Annotated in this window: 20 protein-coding genes; 3 read left to right on the plus strand and 17 right to left on the minus strand. The window is 40.5% G+C overall.

Annotated elements, in window-relative coordinates; translation table 11 throughout:
- Window positions 1-4: 4 nt before the first annotated feature.
- Window positions 5-994, minus strand: coding sequence for an MBL fold metallo-hydrolase (locus tag MKY80_RS13920; protein WP_239355178.1), 990 nt, complete (start codon window positions 992-994; stop codon window positions 5-7).
- A 346-nt stretch (window positions 995-1,340) separates the two neighbouring features.
- Between MKY80_RS13920 and proC the strand changes: the two genes are divergently transcribed.
- Window positions 1,341-2,144, plus strand: coding sequence for a pyrroline-5-carboxylate reductase (proC, locus tag MKY80_RS13925; protein WP_008178312.1), 804 nt, complete (start codon window positions 1,341-1,343; stop codon window positions 2,142-2,144).
- Between the two features lie 48 nt (window positions 2,145-2,192).
- Window positions 2,193-3,203, plus strand: a complete 1,011-nt coding sequence (gene namA / locus MKY80_RS13930; protein ID WP_008178311.1) for an NADPH dehydrogenase NamA — start codon at window positions 2,193-2,195, stop codon at window positions 3,201-3,203.
- A 49-nt stretch (window positions 3,204-3,252) separates the two neighbouring features.
- Here the strand turns inward: namA and MKY80_RS13935 are convergent, their stop codons facing one another.
- Both MKY80_RS13935 and MKY80_RS13940 read right to left on the minus strand, forming a co-directional pair.
- Window positions 3,253-3,531: a DUF1450 domain-containing protein gene (locus MKY80_RS13935; RefSeq protein WP_342529828.1), complete on the minus strand. Its 279-nt coding sequence runs from the start codon at window positions 3,529-3,531 to the stop codon at window positions 3,253-3,255.
- A 111-nt stretch (window positions 3,532-3,642) separates the two neighbouring features.
- Window positions 3,643-4,524: a LysR family transcriptional regulator gene (locus MKY80_RS13940; protein ID WP_170844131.1), complete on the minus strand. Its 882-nt coding sequence runs from the start codon at window positions 4,522-4,524 to the stop codon at window positions 3,643-3,645.
- A gap of 117 nt (window positions 4,525-4,641) precedes the next feature.
- On the opposite strand from MKY80_RS13940, the gene MKY80_RS13945 reads away from it, so the two are divergent.
- Window positions 4,642-5,667 (plus strand): DUF2332 domain-containing protein, encoded by a 1,026-nt coding sequence (locus tag MKY80_RS13945; protein WP_089986313.1) that lies wholly within the window; start codon window positions 4,642-4,644, stop codon window positions 5,665-5,667.
- A 57-nt stretch (window positions 5,668-5,724) separates the two neighbouring features.
- On the opposite strand, the gene MKY80_RS13950 is transcribed toward MKY80_RS13945, so the two are convergent.
- The 14 genes from MKY80_RS13950 to MKY80_RS14015 form a co-directional block, all read right to left on the minus strand.
- Window positions 5,725-6,291, minus strand: coding sequence for an NADPH-dependent FMN reductase (locus MKY80_RS13950; protein ID WP_008178303.1), 567 nt, complete (start codon window positions 6,289-6,291; stop codon window positions 5,725-5,727).
- A 13-nt stretch (window positions 6,292-6,304) separates the two neighbouring features.
- On the minus strand, window positions 6,305-7,360 hold the full coding sequence (locus MKY80_RS13955) for an LLM class flavin-dependent oxidoreductase (protein WP_008178301.1): 1,056 nt from the start codon (window positions 7,358-7,360) through the stop codon (window positions 6,305-6,307).
- A 16-nt stretch (window positions 7,361-7,376) separates the two neighbouring features.
- Window positions 7,377-8,318: a ring-cleaving dioxygenase gene (locus tag MKY80_RS13960; protein WP_089986311.1), complete on the minus strand. Its 942-nt coding sequence runs from the start codon at window positions 8,316-8,318 to the stop codon at window positions 7,377-7,379.
- A 54-nt stretch (window positions 8,319-8,372) separates the two neighbouring features.
- Window positions 8,373-8,816: a MarR family transcriptional regulator gene (locus tag MKY80_RS13965; RefSeq protein WP_008178298.1), complete on the minus strand. Its 444-nt coding sequence runs from the start codon at window positions 8,814-8,816 to the stop codon at window positions 8,373-8,375.
- Window positions 8,817-8,914: 98 nt separating this feature from the next.
- The gene (gene cdaS, locus MKY80_RS13970) at window positions 8,915-9,535 is read right to left on the minus strand and encodes a sporulation-specific diadenylate cyclase CdaS (protein WP_089986309.1); all 621 of its coding nucleotides are present in this window, start codon (window positions 9,533-9,535) and stop codon (window positions 8,915-8,917) included.
- A gap of 226 nt (window positions 9,536-9,761) precedes the next feature.
- Window positions 9,762-9,992, minus strand: coding sequence for a hypothetical protein (locus tag MKY80_RS13975; protein WP_008178293.1), 231 nt, complete (start codon window positions 9,990-9,992; stop codon window positions 9,762-9,764).
- Window positions 9,993-10,136: 144 nt separating this feature from the next.
- Entirely contained in the window at window positions 10,137-11,069 is a 933-nt protein-coding gene (gene rnz, locus MKY80_RS13980; RefSeq protein WP_089986308.1) for a ribonuclease Z, read from the minus strand.
- Between the two features lie 97 nt (window positions 11,070-11,166).
- The gene (locus tag MKY80_RS13985) at window positions 11,167-12,003 is read right to left on the minus strand and encodes a class I SAM-dependent methyltransferase (RefSeq protein ID WP_008178289.1); all 837 of its coding nucleotides are present in this window, start codon (window positions 12,001-12,003) and stop codon (window positions 11,167-11,169) included.
- On the minus strand, window positions 12,000-13,499 hold the full coding sequence (locus tag MKY80_RS13990; protein ID WP_107922521.1) for a cobyric acid synthase: 1,500 nt from the start codon (window positions 13,497-13,499) through the stop codon (window positions 12,000-12,002). Before MKY80_RS13990 ends, MKY80_RS13985 begins: the two co-directional genes overlap by 4 nt.
- A gap of 156 nt (window positions 13,500-13,655) precedes the next feature.
- Window positions 13,656-14,192 carry a cob(I)yrinic acid a,c-diamide adenosyltransferase gene (locus tag MKY80_RS13995; RefSeq protein WP_043990458.1) on the minus strand — a complete coding sequence of 179 codons (537 nt, stop codon included), beginning with the start codon at window positions 14,190-14,192 and terminating at the stop codon, window positions 13,656-13,658.
- A 13-nt stretch (window positions 14,193-14,205) separates the two neighbouring features.
- The gene (locus tag MKY80_RS14000) at window positions 14,206-14,766 is read right to left on the minus strand and encodes a nitroreductase (RefSeq protein ID WP_043990457.1); all 561 of its coding nucleotides are present in this window, start codon (window positions 14,764-14,766) and stop codon (window positions 14,206-14,208) included.
- A 34-nt stretch (window positions 14,767-14,800) separates the two neighbouring features.
- Window positions 14,801-15,568, minus strand: coding sequence for a uroporphyrinogen-III C-methyltransferase (gene cobA, locus MKY80_RS14005; RefSeq protein WP_107922522.1), 768 nt, complete (start codon window positions 15,566-15,568; stop codon window positions 14,801-14,803).
- Entirely contained in the window at window positions 15,565-16,203 is a 639-nt protein-coding gene (locus tag MKY80_RS14010; protein WP_107922523.1) for an NAD(P)-dependent oxidoreductase, read from the minus strand. The genes cobA and MKY80_RS14010 overlap by 4 nt, the downstream gene beginning before the upstream one ends.
- Entirely contained in the window at window positions 16,196-17,563 is a 1,368-nt protein-coding gene (locus tag MKY80_RS14015; RefSeq protein WP_239355180.1) for a cobyrinate a,c-diamide synthase, read from the minus strand. Before MKY80_RS14015 ends, MKY80_RS14010 begins: the two co-directional genes overlap by 8 nt.
- Window positions 17,564-17,573: the final 10 nt, after the last annotated feature.

The following is a 17,573-nucleotide window of genomic DNA, read 5'->3' on the forward strand; positions in this document are numbered from 1 at the left end:
AGTCCTACTTTCTTTTAAATAAATAGATGCCTTCTTCTGTCTTCGTTGAAGTAATATAATTATTTGCCTCTAAATAATCTAAATGCCCCAACGTTTTGGACAGTGTTAAACCAAGCATATGCTGGAAGATAGCTGGATACAATCGTTTCGTCACTTGCACAACCGTTAATTGATCTTCCCCTAGTAATTCACAAACTTTCATAGATTGCTGATGCTGTCTTTCTAGTCGTTTATCAATTAAGATCGGAATGTCTTGTAGTTCAGCCCCATGTCCTGTATACATCATTTTGACAGGCAATTGGCGTAAAATTTCTAGCGATTCATTATATTGTAATAATGATTTTGTGCGTCCCAATGAATGATCTAATGGTGGCTCAATTAAAGGGTTCGGCGTTATTTTTTCAAGTAATAAATCTCCGCCAATCACATGATGTGTTTGTTCATCCCAAAAAATAAAATGGCTTTGTGCATGCCCTAATGTTTCAATTGCCTTTAATCCTGGATGCCCAGGTACTTCATCTCCATCCGTCAAAATTTGTGTCAATGGACGTTCACCTACAAACTCTAATTCGCGACGAACATGTACACTTTTAGCAATATACTCTTGTGGTACCCCATGTTCAAATAAACGTTCACTGTAAAATTGCTCGTGATAACGTAAAAACTCCTCGTCATGACGAAGCCACTTATCATTATAGGCATGACCTAAAATTTCAGCATGTGGAAATGCATCGACCCATCCCGCATGATCAGGGTGATGATGGGTGAGCACAACTTGTTCAATATCTCGCATATCGTAGCCTGCGGCGCGAATCCCCCATTTCAGAGCATCATAGGCTTCTACCGTTTTTGGTCCAACATCAAAAATGCTAAGTGCATCACCTTTCACAATAAATGCATTGACATCTCCTACTTCATAGGGTGTTGGTATTTCGATTTTGTATATAGACAAAGTTGTCTCCCCCTTTTTACTCGCTAGTGAATACTGATTCATTCTATTTTACAAGTTTTTTCTGTTTTCGTCATCTTCCTGTTGACAGGTTGCTTATCCATCACTATAATTTTGAATAATCTAATTATTAATGTGCGTTGAAGAAGCCGAGTACGTAATTGGTGAAGGTGTTAGAGAGTGTTACATTTGCTGAGAGTAACATCACCCACTCCCATTACCGAACCTATTTCTGAGCAGTTATGCAAACATAACCGTATCCCTTGCGATAAAAGGGCTAAGAGTTGTGCCAACATTGGCAAACAAAGGTGGTACCGCGGAAACAAAAGCGTTTTCGTCCTTCTAAATAAGGACGAGAGCGCTTTTTTATTTTGAACTGGAGGTTTTATTCATGAAAAAAATTTTATTTATCGGTGCGGGGTCAATGGCAGAGGCATTGATTCAAGGGTGGATAAAGCAAAAGGTATTTTCACCACAGGAAATTTACGTCACCAATCGCTCTGACAAAGAACGTCTACATTTTTTACAAGAAACATATGGCATTCACTGCATGTTTGATCAGGCCATTTTTCGTCAGGCAGATCTAATCATTTTGGCGATGAAGCCAAAAGACGCAATTGCAGCAATGCGTGAGTTAAAACCAAAAATCACAGCACAGTCTGCGATTCTGTCCATTCTAGCAGGTATTGGGATAGGGACGATTACTGAACTTTTAGGGAGCCGTCCAGTCGCACGAGTGATGCCTAACACGTCTGCCACTATCGGTATGTCCGCAAGCGGCATTGCATTTAATAACGAAGTATCTACTGCACAGCGTATTCTTTTTCTCCAGTTATTAGAGGCTGTTGGCTCCGTTATTGAAGTAGAAGAGGATCAATTACATGCAGTCACAGCCCTTTCAGGTAGTGGTCCTGCTTATATTTATTATTTAATGGAAGCGTTCGAGCGTGTAGGAACAGAGGTAGGTCTATCCAAAGATACAGTACGATTGTTGATGACACAAACACTTGCTGGTACTGCTGAAATGCTCAAGCAATCCGTAGATGAGCCGGATGTCCTACGCAAAAAAGTAACAAGCCCTGGCGGGACAACTGAGGCGGGGATTCAAGCGCTAGAGCAATATCAATTTAATGAGGCGATTGAAGCTTGTATTAAAGAAGCAGAAGCACGATCTCGTTCACTTGCAAATGGATAACATTAGGTGCAAAATAAAGTTTATCACTAGGAATTAGGGGGCTTTATTTTGAGTAAATTATTCGAACCTTATCAATTACAATCGATTTCCTTAAAAAACCGTGTTGTCATGGCACCAATGTGTATGTATTCAGCCGAGGATGATGGTATGGTCACACCTTTCCATCAAGTCCATTATGCGACACGGGCAGCTGGGCAAGTAGGATTAATCATTTTAGAAGCTACGGGTGTTGTACCAGAAGGTCGTATCTCCAACAAGGATTTAGGCATTTGGGATGACGCGCATATTGAAGGCTTACGTCAATTAGTAGAGGGCATGAAAGCATATGGGGCTAAAACAGGCATCCAGCTTGGTCATGCTGGACGTAAAGCAGCAATAGATGGCGAAATTTTTGCCCCATCAGCAATTGCCTTTAGTTCAGACTATCAAACACCAACAGCCATGTCTGAAGAGGACATTCATCATGTGATTGAAGCGTTTAAACAAGCGGCTATTCGTGCGGCAAAGGCAGGCTTTGACGTACTAGAAATTCATGGAGCACATGGCTATTTAATCAGTGAGTTTTTATCGCCTGCTACGAACAAACGTGAAGATCAATATGGTGGCTCACAGGAAAATCGCTATCGTATATTGCGCCAAATCATCGATGCTATTCGCAGTGTTTGGGATGGGCCATTATTGGTACGTGTTTCTGCAGAAGATTACGCAGAGGATGGCACTACAATGGAAGATTTCATCGTCTTTAGCCGCTGGATGAAGTCACAAGGAGTAGACCTAGTAGATGTATCAACAGGTGGCGTTGTCCCTGCTGCTATCAATGTTTTTCCAGGTTACCAAGTTTCTCATGCTGAAGCCATCAAACATGGGGCTGATATCCCTACTGGTGCAGTGGGCCTTATTACAACAGCCATTCAAGCCGAAGAAATTTTGCAAAATAATCGTGCAGATTTAATTTTCTTAGCTCGTGTTTTACTCCGTGAGCCGTACTGGCCCCTCCATGCAGCTAAAGAATTAAGCGAAGAACTGCAACCACCCGTACAATATGTTCGTGGTTGGTAATCCTCTTTCCATAACAAAACAGCTTGTGCGTTCACAAGCTGTTTTTTAATTAGAACAGTGGATTTTGTTTGATTTCTTCATCAATAGCCTGTACTAATGCCTCCGCATCATCCGCAGTGACGATTTCTCCGTTCACAATAGCAAAAATACCTTGCTCACAGATTTCACAATGCGATGTACAACCCGATTCCTCCATCTCAATATCTTCACGTTCTAGTAAGACATCATATGCTTCTGCCGCACCTAACGATAAATTCGTGATGCAAAACTCAACTCTATTTTTTAATGGTTGTGAATCTTTCTTCTTTTTAAAAAGAGAAAATACCATGTTTATTCCCCCTTACAAACTATCATCTATCATACCATAATGGGACACTGTCTATGAAAACCCTTACAAACATTTCACTCAGATTCCCCTCATTTTTGAACATCGTGTGAATTATAAATAATTTCTAGTTAGTAACAACTCTAGTAAGTCATTTGGAACATTTGTCGACTCTTTATAGAACAAGTATACGGGTACATTTGGCAATGAAAAGCCTTCAAACGGTACAATATTAAAACGTCCCTCCATACGTTCTTTTCTTACGATCATACGAGGTAGAAAAGACATCCCTAACCCGTCTTTGATTAGTCTTTTTACGACATAGGATTGGGAAATTGATACTTGCCTCGTTAAAATATAGTTTTCTCTTAAATTATGTAAAAGCTCATTCCAAATAGTTGGGTGATGATGCGTAAATAATGTATATGTTTGAAATAGCTCTTCATAATCGATGTAAGCCCCTGTTTCATCATCATAAGCATCTAATGGAATCACTAATTCTAACGGGCTTTCAATAAGCAGCTCTTGATGCCAATGTCGATAGCGGGTCGGTAATAAGGAGATACCTATATGGGCTTGATGCTGATGAACTAAATCTTCAATTTTAGCTGAATCCTCCACTAAAATCGAAATTTCCAATGCAGGGTGATCATTGATAAATTGATACAAAACATGCGGTAAAATGGTTTCCACCATTAAAGGGGTCATAGCGATAATAACCTTTTCGTGAATGCCTTTACTCACTAAACGAATACGTTCAATACTTTGCTCCCACTGGAGGACCATTTGCTGTGCCTCTATTTGAAATAGCTTCCCGGCTTCAGTTAATTGGACACGGTTTCTTTCACGCTTAAACAATTGAACATGCAAAAATTCTTCTAACTGTTGAATGTGAACGGTGATACTTGGCTGTGAAAGATGAAGTTGTTGTGCCGCTGTTCGAAAATTACAAGTTTGAGCAGCTACAATAAAGGACTGTAACCATTTATACTCCATGTTTTCTCCTCCTTGATTACTATTTTTGATTAAGTTCATTACATATATTTAATTTACTAAATTATACAATAATAATAGACTGACTATTAAATAGATGATGCAAAAGGAGAGATATACATGTCTTATGCTACATTAAGTCGTCAATTTCGAATATTTGCCGAACAGGAATGTGTAGACTCTAGCCCCCTGTATGAACATTTAGCTAATAGTATTGCTGTGGATGAGGAGCTATTAGAGATTGCCTCCATGATTCCACCCAATCAACCCGCACCCAATTTATTGTTGGCGGCTGTGCAATATTTATTGGGTTCCTTGAAAGATCCTTTAGCTAAGTATTACGCGTCTTTTACGGCAACTCCAATTCCCATTCAAGGGGTTTACCCTGTCTTTAAGGCATTTGTAATGGCGCATAAAGCACAATTAAAGTCATTGTTTCAAGAAAAACTTGTCCAAACCAATGAAATTCGACGTTGTGCCTATCTCTATCCTATGATGACTGACATTTATCACAAGCATCAACGACCATTAGCCTTCATAGAAATAGGAGCAAGTGCTGGACTTCAGCTTGGTATGGATCACTACAATTATTGTTACAATCATCAATTATCCATTTACAATACGGACAATGGATGCACCATATCCTCAGAAAACCGTGGGGAAACACTTCCTGTGACTGTGTCTAAGCCACCTGTTGTTTGTCAAAGAATTGGCATCGATTTAAATCCTATTGATCTCCGGCAAAAGGAAGAAAGTCTATGGCTGCAAGCTTTAATCTGGCCTGAACACCATGAACGTCGATTGTTGTTGAATGAAGCTCTCCCTATCTTTGGTCAATTAGATATTCAGTTAATAAAAGGTGATGCAATCCAATTGATCAAAGAGCTTAGTCAAACAATTGAGCAAGAGGCAATGTTAGTCGTTTATCATACACATGTCGCCAATCAACTGCCATTACCATTACGGCATGAATTAATGGAGCAGTTAAAGGAGATAAGCATGGTGCGACCTCTTTATCATTGCTATAATAATCTATTTGACAAACAGCTACATCAAGATTTTATGCATCTTGGCACCATCGAGCCGATTCGTACAATGGAACGACCAGATGGGCATGCACGCTGGTTTAAATGGGCCAACTGCTAGCATGTACAATAAAAAGAAACGCTGTGCCCTATTGCTACACAGCGTTTCTATTAATCTTTAAAAATCGTATTCAGCATCTTTTTTCGCACGAATTTCTGCAAATGCGTCTGTTACCATTACAGTATCCTCTGCTAACCGTTCTAGACGGAAAAGAACATCATCATTGACAATTTCTTTGCGTAAAAAGTCTTTTTCTTCTATAAATACATAGGTTGGCACAATATGGGCCTTCATGTAAGCAAGAATTGGCTTTAATTGCTGCTCCACCATTAAGTAGTGCTTCGACGTACCTGCTGTGACAACAACACTGACCACTTTGTCGCGAAAGGCATTGACTGGTAATAAGTCAAAGATATTTTTCAATGTTGCTGGAATGGATGCCTGAAATGTTGGCGTACCAATAACAATAGCATCCGCAGCCATGATGGTTTCTGTCACATATTTTGTATCGCCCTCATAGTCAAAATAATTACGTCCATCACTAAAAATTAGTTGATAGTCAGCGAGATCCAGAAGTGTCACTTCATGCTCCGGGTATTTTTTTTGGACCATTTCGACAAATTTATGCATAGCTGTTCTTGTTTTTGAGCCGATAATAGAACCGGCAAGTGCGACAATTTTCATGACTGTTCGCTCCTTATTTTGCTGTATATTTTTTCATTGCAGGAATAATATCATTACCGATCATTTCAATATTTTTCATAATTTTATCGAATGGCACGCCTCCAAAATCAATTTGAGCCATAAATCGTTGCATACCATAAAGCTCATATTGATAAAGTAATTTCTCAATAATTTGCTCCTTGCTTCCGACCATTAACGCATCCCGTGTATCTGTTGCTTGTGCAAATTGCTGCTTTGGATAGCCTCCCCCACGAATCGCTTGGAAACCACCATTTAAATGTGGATACATCCCTTGCAATGCCTCTTTTGTTGTATCGGCTACATAAAACAGGCTTGTTGTGGCAACCGGCAATTCATTTGGATCAAAGCCTTGTCGCTCTGCCGCTTCTCGATATGCATCAACTGATGGCTTAAAGTTTGTAGCCGGCCCACCAAGAGTCGTTAGCATCATGGGAATTCCCATATATCCTGCCTTGATGGCACTTGCAGGTGGACCTCCAACAGCACGCCAAATTGGTAAGGAGCCATTTTTGGGCTGTGGTAAAATTTGAGCGTGATGAAGTGGAGCACGGAACTGTCCTTCCCATGTTACAAGCTCCTCTGCATTGATTTTCATGAGTAGCTCTAATTTCTCTTCAAAAAGTTCTTCATAGTCATGTAAATCTACACCGAGTAAATGGTAGGCACCTACTCGAGAACCGCGACCTGCCACAATTTCTGCGCGACCATCGGATAATAAATCAATAGTTGCAAAATCCTCATATACACGTACAGGATCGGAGACACTCAGTACAGTAGCAGAGCTTGACAGCTTAATTTTTGATGTTGCTTGTGCTATGGCGCCCAACACGACTGTATGTGCCTGCGTTGTAAAATACGATTGATGACTTTCGCCTACTCCAAATACATCAATACCCGCTTGCTCTGCTAATTGGCTAGCTTCAACTAGTTCTTGTAGTCGTTGCTGCGCAGAAATTCGTTCTCCTGTTAGTGGGTTGGGAATATGGTCTCCTAAAGAATACAGCCCAAATTCAAGTCCTTGTGATTGATCAATACGATATTTTTCCATTATGAATTATCTCTCCTTATTCAAGCGGCTCTAAAATCGCTTCAATTTCTGCTCGTTTTTCCTCTAAAAATGGCGGAAGATCTAGCTCTTTTCCTAGTTCATCTACTGTAGAATCCACCGTAAACCCTGGGCCATCTGTCGCCATTTCAAATAGAATTCCGTTACGATCTCTAAAATAAAGACTTTGGAAATAATAACGATCGACGACACCTGTACTAGTCAACCCTAGTTCTTTAATTTTTGTATCCCATTCTTGAAGCTCCTCCACCGTTGCTACACGTATAGCAAGATGGTGAATACTACCTTTACCTGGCTTTTCGCTTGGTCCTTCTAATTCTTTAACAAGAATCTCTCCAAGTACTTCTCCCTCTATCGATTGCAGGACTGTCCCTTGGTCATTTTCTGCAACAACGGTATAGTGAAATAAATCTTGTAGTAAATTCACAGTCCGTTGTAAATAACGCACCGTAATTTCAACTGTACCCATTCCTAAAATGCGATGCTCTTCAGGGATTTCATTGCCTTCCCATGGTTGCCATTGAGTTGGCGTTTCCTGACCATGATGATTTAATAACACCATTCTCAACCCTTCATGATCTTCAAAAAACAAGGCATCTTTCCCTGCATATGTGGTGATGTCACTATGTTCAACCTCAAGCTCTTGAAAGCGACCTTTCCAATAATGTAAACTCTCATAGCTTGGTACAAGTAGACCAATACGTGTTATCGCATTAGTTCCTCGCACTGTGCGGCCAGCAACAGGCATCTCAAAAAATGTTAATTCTGTTCCCGCTGAACCTGTTAAGTCCCCATAAAACAAATGATACATAGATGGGGAGTCTTGATTTACAGTTTTCTTCACACGTCGTAACCCTAAAATTTTTGTGTAAAAATGATTATTTTGTCTTCCATTTTTCGTTAGCATGGAAATATGATGGTGCCCACTTAATTTGTTCATTTGGCTGCTCCTCCTCGAAATCACTTGACTAAGCAAGTGATAGCGTAAAAAAAATTACGCTTGTGGCAATTTTTTTTCCTGACTATGCTTTTCCAGCTTTGTCATGACTTTATATAAAGTTTTCATTTCTTCATCTGTTAATACATCTTCAAAAAATGAGGATTGGAAGTGAAGCTGACTAGGTGTTGCTGCATCAATCATTTGCTCCCCTTTTGCCGTCAACGAAATCGCCTTCGTCTTCCAATTTTGCTTACGCTCAATCAGTCCCTCTTTTTCCAATCTTGCTAGCATGCGAGACATTCCACCTTGTGTGACCGTTACTTTCTCTGCTAGTTGACATTGTGTAATAGGTGCATAGGTTTTTATTTGGATCAGCACATCAAATTGTGCAGTTGTTAAATCAAAACGTTTTAAAAATTCATTGGATAATTGATTACTTTGGGCTGTAAAGCGCATCATGCGAATCCAGGTTAAAGTACCTAATGTATGATTTTTCACGACTTTATCCTCCCTTCTGTTATCACTTTACCACGCAAGTGATAAAGTAGCAAGGAAAATATCTCGAATTTGAGATATTAAATAAATAGGGAATATCCCTATATAATGCCGTGTGTGGTAATAGGATATAAATTGCCTTTAAAAGCAAAAGATATTCTCCCTGTCTCTTCTGATACGACCATAACAAGTGCATCACTAACCTCACTCAATCCCAATGCTGCACGATGTCTTGTGCCTAATTTCTTTTCACCTGTATAGCGCTCGGACAATGGTAATACATTGGCAGCCGATTCAATTTGATTATGATTGACTAATACAGCCCCATCGTGAAGAGGATTGCCCGGGAAAAAAATAGATTCTACTAATGAATGAGTTAAGTCCGCACCTATATGAATACCAGGCTGGACTAGATTCTCCAAAGCGTCTTCCCGCTGGATCACAATTAAACCACCATGTCTTCTCAGCGACATATTTTGTACACTATGCGATAGTTCTGGATACTTTTCAGTAAACGGGGAAAGATAACAATTTAAATAAAACGTGGCTGCTTTCATTTCTATTGCCACAAATTTTTCTTTAATTTTTTCGAAATTGCCAAGGAGACAATTTGTATCTGTATCCATCTGTTGAACACTTTGCTGTAATGACATACTCACTTGGAGAAGCTCATCTTTTAATGTTTCTTTCATTGGTGAAAAATCACAATTTATTGGATTCACAAAAAGCACCTCTCTTTTTTATAAAAGCTTTCCTCTCTTAGTTTCCCTGGAAAAGCTATTTTTATGCGTCACTGAAAGCTAGTGCTATGAAGCGTTCTTGTTTTCTAATAAGAAAGACAAGACAAACTCCTATGATACTAACAACAATACAGACGACTTTCTTCTCCTTGTCAAAAAAACGCGTTACCTGTAGAACTAATTTTCTACAAGTAACACGTATATGTTCTTACATATGTCCAGCCCTAATCTTTCTCACAATACTAAAAGTCGTATATGTAGCAGCTGGTGCCAAGACGACAATAAAAATAATCCAGACAGTTAGATTATTTGTTGCTTTCAAAGTTTCATAATTTGTTATGACAAACATGATGAGACCGAATAGTAATAAATAGCTCAGCACATTTGGGAAGATAACGATTAGTCTTAATAGTGCTGGCGGCATCTTTTGCTGATTCATTTTAACCACACCCCTTTTTTCAATTATACGGGAAATAAGTGATTTATCGTACTATATTTTTCCTTTTAGATACTATAAATGTATAGCATAAAAAATAAAAAACATCTATTAGCTGTCATTCCAATTAATAGATGTTTTCCAATATTAAAGCAATGTATTGTTTTGCCAACTATAAATCGCTTGATCGGAAGTTAGAAACGTTTGCGGGAAAGTTTCCTGAGCCTCTGCCAAAAATGGCGGTAAATCTTGTGGAAGAAAGCGAGCACTTAAATGATTTAGTAGTAAATATTGGGCCCCTGCTTGCTGTGCCACCTTGGCTGCCTCCACATTGGTTGCATGACCATAATTGGCTGCTAAATCCGTAGTTGTGCCGTCAAACGTAGCTTCATGGACAATGATGTCAGCACCCATTGATAGCTGAACAGCTTCCTCACAATATTTTGTGTCGCCTAAAATGGTCAGTGTAAAGCCTTTTTTGGCTGGTGCAACAACATCTTTCGCTTGTATGACATCGCCGTTATCAAGCACGACATCATGCCCTCTTTTCAATTGTCCTAAAAGAGGTCCCTTGGGAACACCTAAGTCCTTGGCTTTCTCGATTAATAATTCTCCAGGTAAATCCTTTTGTTCAATACGATATCCGTAGCATGGAACAACATGGCGCAATTCCTTCGCATATACCGTAAAACAATCATCCTCATATACAATCCCTTCTTGAACTTCTACAAAGTGCAAAGGATATGTTAAATGAGTCTTTGATAAAGAAAAAGTTTGTTCAATCCATTGCTGTAAGCCTGCTGGACCGAAGATCGTTAATGGTTCATCTCCACCTTGAAACGAACGGGAGCTTAAAAAGCCAGGCAATCCGAAAATATGATCACCATGCAGATGCGTAATAAAAATTTTTGACACCTTCCGCGGCTTTAACGACGTGTGTAAAATTTGATGTTGAGTCGCCTCTCCACAATCAAAAAGCCACATTTCGCTTATTTCGTCTAATAGCTTTACCATCAGGGCACTCGTATTTCGTTCTTTGGAAGGCATGCCTGCGCCTGTTCCTAAAAAATGTAGTTGCACAAATGCCACCTCACTTCATGTTTTATCATTTTATTGTACCTTATTGGGCCTCATAAGAAAAACCTTTGGTAAAAGCTTTCTCCAAAGGTTTTGTCGTTTATTTTGGTTGCCAAGAAACAAGGGCTGCATGAAAATCATGACGATAATAATAGCGTCCATCTTTTTCTTCAATAAAAGGTTGCAGCGATTCCTCAATGTGTTCTTGTTGGATATCTGTATTTAATATTTTTTTACTTTGAGTCGTCACTAGCTGTTCATAGCTTTCATAAGCATAGACGCGTTCCAAAGGAATGATTTGACAATCAGCGTAAATATCCATTTCGTATAGTAGATTTAAAAACTCTATATAATCTCTTCGGGGGAATTTGATCGTATAGCCGTACTTTTCATATAATCGTTCATAGTGTGGCTGAATGGGCCCAGTCGTCATCCCTATAATGGCCCGTTTCGTCGCGAGTCGATTCATATGTGCTAAAGCAGCTTTAATTTCATACATACGGTAAAAACAATTGACGCCTAAAACGATATCATGTGGCTCAATCTCATCTTTTTCTAAACGCTCCCATTTTGCATGGACATAGGAAACGTGCTCCTGATGAGGCATACACTGCTGTAAGTACTGCAACATACTTTGGGAGCTATCCACACATGTGAGCTTGTTTACTCTATCTGCTAAAGGAAAGGTGTAATTTCCCCAACCAGGTCCAATTTCTAATACAGAATGTTGGGGTTCAATACTTTTTTGAAGCTCCTGAAAAATGCGTGTAGCATACGGATCCGTTTGCCCCATATTTTTTCGAGCAACAGATTGAGCCCAAAATTGCTCTTCTAGCTGATCATTCAACATTCGCTCAGGCATATGCCCATGCCAGTCTTTCATACCTTCTTGCCATAATGCTTCGAAATTAATGGCTAATGGTCCTTTTCTCGTCATACAGATACCTCTATTGATAATAATTCATATATTTTTTTCATATCAAGATTTGCTCGTACGTGACTAGCTAACATATTGTAAGCATCTTCTCTTCGTTCAGCATCACTTTTTACCTCACGAGGTAAGGCAGCTAATCCTTTTTTTACACGGATGTCATTGATAAGCTGACGGGTATACGTACGATTATGGAATAAACCATGGAAATACGTGCCAATCACCTGTTCATCTTGACTAATAGCGCCATCCTCTCGACCATCCTCAAGCTGTAAAAAAGGTGTAACCTCATCACGTAAAATTTTTGTTCGTCCTAGATGAATTTCATAACCCGTCAATAGATCCTGTCCTCTTGTGCCAGTCATTTGTACCGTTTTTTTATTGCCTACAAAAATAGTTTCCATTGGCAATAAACCAAGACCATAAGCAGATTCACCATTGCCCTCCACTGCATCTGGATCTAATAGCGTCTCACCAAGCATTTGAAAACCACCACAAATTCCAATTATTTTAGTGCCATGCTCCCTTAATCGGGCAATAGCTTGATCGAAGCCATTTGCCTTTAACCAGGCTAAATCATCCATTGTGCTTTTCGTTCCTGGAAGTATGAGCAAATCTGGCGTACCGAGTTCATGTACTTTTCCAATTAATCGAACCCCCACTTCAGGCTCATCAAAAAATGGATCGACATCTGTGAAGTTTGAAATACGTGGTAAACGAATCATCGCCACATCCACAGCAAATTCCCCTGGTTTTGGCTTTTTAAAGCGTAATGATGATAAAGCGAGTGAATCTTCCGCTTCAATATTGACCTCTAAATAAGGGACAACACCTAGCACTGGAATGCCTGTTTCTTGCTCCACCCATGCCAAACCATCATCCAATAACTCACGCATACCTCTAAATTTATTAATAATTAGCCCTTTCACTCGTGCCCGCTCCGCATCATCTAGCAATGCCAGAGTACCAACAATCGAGGCAAAAACCCCACCTCGATCAATATCGGCAACAAGGACAACCGCTGCATCTGCTAAATGTGCCATTCGCATATTTGCAATATCACGATCCTTTAAGTTAATCTCTGCTGGGCTTCCTGCTCCCTCTAAGACAATGACATCATATGTATTTTGAAGCGTACGAACTGATTTTTCGACAATGGGCATCGCTTCCTGGACAAAATTATTGCGATATGTTTTGGCATCCATATTTAAAAAATGCTTTCCATGGACGATGACCTCAGACATCATATCTTGCTTTGGCTTGAGCAAAATAGGGTTCATATCAGTTGTCGCAACAACACGAGCAGCTTCAGCCTGTACTCCTTGTGCACGACCAATTTCCCCACCGTCTTTTGTTACAAATGAATTAAGCGCCATATTTTGCGATTTAAAGGGGACAACTTTAAAGCCATCATCCGAAAATATACGACACAACGCCGTACAAATCATACTTTTTCCAACATCGGAAGCTGTTCCTTGAATCATGATCGATTTTGCTGGCATAATCATTTTTCCTCCGTCATTATTGGTGTCACGCTGTCATATTTCTGTTCCACGAGACACGATTATTTGCCTTCGCTCTGGTAGTAATCACACTTATCCAACATGCGTTGCTCACCTAACTCAGAGTAATTCATCCACCCTGAAGGTGAAGGTGCTTTAAAATTCAAGCCCCTTCACAGCTGGAATACCTTCATCATAATAATGCTTAGTAGCGTCAATTGTAGAAACTAAATCAGCCATTGCTAGCAACGCAGGATTGGCACTTCTGCCTGTCACCACTAAATGCATAGTCGATGGACGTTGCTGAATTGCTTCGATAACTTCTGCCAGTGGAAGAACATCATCAATTGGAAACTTACTTATAGCTAATGCATTGTTTAGCTCATCTAGCACTAATAAATCAATACTGTCATCCTGTAGAGCAGCCTTCGTTTTTTTCCATGCCTTTGCTAAGGCTGCACGATGCTCCTCAGGTGTTTTGGTCCAAGTGAAGCCAATGCCCATTTGTTCCATTTCCACTCCTAGCTTACGCAAGGCAATTTGCTCTCCGTACGTACGCTCAGGTGATTTAATAAATTGCATATAGCGCACATTTAACCCACGACCAACCGCACGTAAAGTAACACCTAGAGATGCTGTCGTCTTGCCCTTTCCTTCACCTGTATATACTAAAAACAAGCCTTTTCTTGCCATGCTGTTAGCCTCCTTACAGCCAAGTTGTTTTTTCTTCAAATGGTGTACGCTTCTTGTCGTTAAGCTCTTGTTCTTCTGGGTAACCGATAAAAATCGTCCCTACCACTTTCTGTGCTTCACTTGCACCGATAAACGAATGCATGCGCGGATCATGAACAAGCCCAACACCACGTGTACGCCAAACAAAGCCAAGACCTAGCTCCTCGGCTGTTAGCCACATGGACATAATGGCACTGCAAACAGCAAAAACATTGTCCTCTGTCGCATCGGTATCACCCTCCACAACATCTGCTGTCACAACTATTGCGACAGGGGTTGTTTGTACAACCTTTAATGAGCTTTCCACTAAATTCGGCTTTGTTGGGAAGCGTTCCTGTAAATAAGCACTCGCCATTGCCTCATAACGCTCCATTGCTTCACCTTGAATGACGTAGAAATGCCAAGGCTCTCTCATTCTGTCATTAGGGGCAAATGTAGCTGCTTGTAAAATTTGCTCAATTTTCTCTTTTTCTACTAGCTGCGTTGTGTAATTTCGAATAGCTCGACGCTTTTTTAGTGCTTCGATAATTGTCATATTGCTTCCTCCTTCTGCTCTCCCAATGTGATGATTATGAGAAAGCAAGTCCCTGCTCTTCAAACCATTGAATTTTTTCACGTACATTGACGACATCACCAACTACAATCATGGAAGGATTATGATATCCTTCCCGTTCAATAATGTGCGCAATTTCATCTAGTTTTCCTGTTATAGTTCGTTGTTGAGCAGTCGTTCCCCATTCAATAACCGCTACAGGTGTTGTGGCTTTACGTCCATTGTCGATAAGTTTTCGAGCTATGTAGGCAATATTGCCAACGCTCATATAAAAAGCGACAGTATCAATTCCAGTAGCTAATGCTGGCCAATTCAAAAAATCCTGTCCTTTTTCTTCTCGGCCATGCCCCGTGACGAGGGCAAAGCTAGTGGCAAAGTCTCTATGTGTCACAGGAATCCCCGCATAAGCAGGAGCCGCAATCCCTGCTGTTATACCTGGCACAATTTCATAGGCAATGCCATGATTTTTTAAGATTTCAGCCTCTTCTGCACCACGGCCAAAGACAAAGGGATCGCCACCTTTAAGACGTGTGACAATTTTTCCTTGCTGCGCCTTCTCCACAAGTAATGCATTAATTTCATCCTGAATGAGGTGGTGCTTTCCTGGTAATTTCCCACAATAAACGAGCTCCGCTTCCTTTTTTGCGAAGTCTAGCAATGCTGGATTCACAAGACGGTCATACGCAATAATATCAGCCTTTTGGATACATTCCAGACCATAGACCGTAATGAGCTTTGGATCTCCAGGTCCTGCGCCAACGATATAAACTATTCCATCCTTCATTGCTTTTCTCCCATCAATAGTTGTTGTAAATAAGCTTCACGTCTATCCATCTCACCTTGACGTGTCCATTCAAGGATGTTTGGCTCTAGCAACGCCTGTAACGCCGCACGTCTTTGTGGGCCTTTATCAAACTTGGCAGCAACCATTAAACGAGCTTGCTGCAAAAAGCATACGTAATCCTCATAGGCATCATCAAATTGATCCTCTAACTCTGCTTTAATTTTACGAGCTAGCCCGGGACTTGCTCCTGATGTCGAGACAGTTAACACGAAAGGACCACGACGAACTGTCGCGGGGGTAATAAAATCACTTTCACTTTGTCTATCTGTTCGATTCATTAATTGCCAATGCTGTGCCGCCTCTTGCACGGCTTCGTTAACTGCCGTCACATTTGTGGCAGCAATAATAAGGATTGCATCATCCAAATCACGTGGTTCAAACTCTTTTCGTTTCCAGGTAATTTGCCCCAATTCGGCTAGTGGCTGTAAATCTTCATGTAAGGCCGGACTAACAATGACGACATTCGCCTTCACTGGTAAAAGGGATGCCACCTTTTGTGTAGCTACGTGACCACCCCCTACGATTACAACCGTTTTATATTCTAGATTCATATGAATAGGAAAATAATTAGTCATTATTCTTCACCTTCTTGCAAGCTGTTAACCAATTGTCAACTAGCTTTGGGTTTGATACAAAATGAAAATGCGTATAACCAGCCACCAAATTCCCTACTTGATAGCCTTCTTGCTTTTTGCCAAAGCGTCCAATCGTTTCGTAGGCCGGTGTGTGATGGGAGCCACTGTATTTTGAATAGTGGAATTCATGTCCCTTCGCCTGTTCCTCTGAACCGATTAAGAAATTACCTGCCGTACCAAAAATTTCACGATAGCCAAGCGCTGCTAGTTTTTTTTGCATCGCTACTTCCCCTGGGATTACACCTATCATGCCATAACGCTCCCCATGGCTATCTGTAATAGCTTCTGTTAAATACATAAAGCCCCCACATTCAGCCAATGTCGGTAGACCTTTGTTGATGGCTTCCCGTATAGATTGTTTGGCAATCGTATTTGCCGCAAGTGTCTGCGCAAATTCTTCAGGAAAGCCACCCCCTATATATAACCCATCCGCCTCTGCTGGTACTGGCTCATTGTCGAGTGGTGAGAAAAATTGTAATGTCGCACCTTTCGCCCGTAATAACGCCAAATTTTCTTCATAATAAAAATTAAATGCCGCATCTTTTGCTACAGCGAGACAAATATTTTGTGTAGGCTCCTCTGTAAATAATTTGCCTGTTTCCTGAAGTACAGGTGCCTTTGTTATGCGGAGTAATTGCTCTATGTCAATCGTCTCAGCCATTAGGTCTCCTAGCTTGTCAAAAAATGAATGAAGCTCTCCTCTTTCAATAGCAGGGACTAATCCTAAATGACGACTTGGAATATCAATCCCTTCCTCGCGCTTTAAGTAGCCGATTACAGGAATCCCACATTCTTGTTCAATAGCAGCCTTGGCAATTTCATAATGGCCAACACTACCAACTTGATTTGCTATTACACCCACGATATTTGGTTTATCTGATAATAATTGAAATCCTTTGACAACTGCCGCAACACTTCTAGCCATACTTGCACAATTCACGATTAAAATAACTGGACTTTCTGTTACTACACTAATATCAGCGGCAGAGCCAGCATCTGATAATGGACTTTTACCATCATAAAAGCCCATGACACCCTCGATAATAGAGACGTCTGCATCCCTACTGGCGCGAGCTACAATATCACATACTGCTTCATGCGAGAACATCCAACTATCAATATTGCGTGATACTCTACCTGTTACGGCTGTATGATAGGTTGGATCGATATAATCAGGTCCACATTTAAAGCCCTGCACGACTTTCCCTTTATTTTGTAGAGCCTTCATCAGTCCAATAGTAAAAGTAGTTTTACCTACACCACTGCCTGTCCCAGCTAGTACAAAGCGATTTGTTTGCATGGACTTCCTC

Origin of the sequence: Lysinibacillus sp. FSL R5-0849 (genome assembly GCF_038595075.1) — a bacterium.
Lineage (GTDB): Bacteria > Bacillota > Bacilli > Bacillales_A > Planococcaceae > Lysinibacillus > Lysinibacillus fusiformis.